Source organism: Streptomyces pseudogriseolus (assembly GCA_002154585.1).
GTDB lineage: Bacteria > Actinomycetota > Actinomycetes > Streptomycetales > Streptomycetaceae > Streptomyces > Streptomyces pseudogriseolus.
This window is the reverse complement of the sequence record MUNG01000260.1, coordinates 1-554: the sequence shown is the minus strand read 5'-3', so window position 1 is coordinate 554 and position 554 is coordinate 1. Positions and strand designations below refer to the sequence as shown.

Annotated in this window: 2 protein-coding genes; one reads left to right on the top strand and one right to left on the bottom strand. The window is 76.2% G+C overall.

What is annotated here, in order from left to right:
• On the top strand, nt 1-262 hold a 262-nt coding region (locus CCN29_RS22405; protein WP_442538452.1), incomplete at its 5' end, for a glycoside hydrolase family 75 protein.
• Between the two features lie 48 nt (nt 263-310).
• On the opposite strand, the gene CCN29_RS22400 is transcribed toward CCN29_RS22405, so the two are convergent.
• A partial coding sequence (locus CCN29_RS22400; RefSeq protein ID WP_442538451.1) for a PTS-dependent dihydroxyacetone kinase phosphotransferase subunit DhaM occupies nt 311-554 on the bottom strand: 244 nt, incomplete at its 5' end.

Genomic DNA, 554 nt, shown 5'->3' with positions numbered 1-554 from the left:
CCCGGTCGCGGCCGTGGTCTACCGCGACCGGGTCAGCTACGCGGTCGTCGGCGACGTCGGTCCGACCGACATCATCGGCGAGGCGTCCTACGCGGCGGCCACGTCCCTGGGCATCGACCCCGACCCGCGCTCCGGCGGCGCCCCCTCCGGGGTGACGTACATCGTGTTCAAGGACAGCCGGGTCACCCCGCTGGAGGACCGGGAGGCCGCGGAGTCCCAAGGGGGGCGTCTGGCGCGGGAGTTCGTCGACTCCGCGGACTGACGCGCCGTACGCGGCCTGCCCCGGTCTCCCCGCTCTCCCCAGCCTCCCTCACACCTTCCGGTAGCCGTACGCCTCCGAGGCCGCCGCCGCCACCGCGTCGAGGTCCGCGCCCGTGGAGGCGGTGACCACCGCGGCCACCGCGCCCTCCAGGAACGGCGCGTCCACCAGCCGCGTGTTCTCCGGAAGCTCGTCGCCCTCGGCCAGCAGCGCCTTCACGGTGAGCACCGCGCTGCCCAGGTCGGTCAGCACCGCGACGCCCGCGCCCCGGTCCACGGACGCCGCCGCGGCGGCG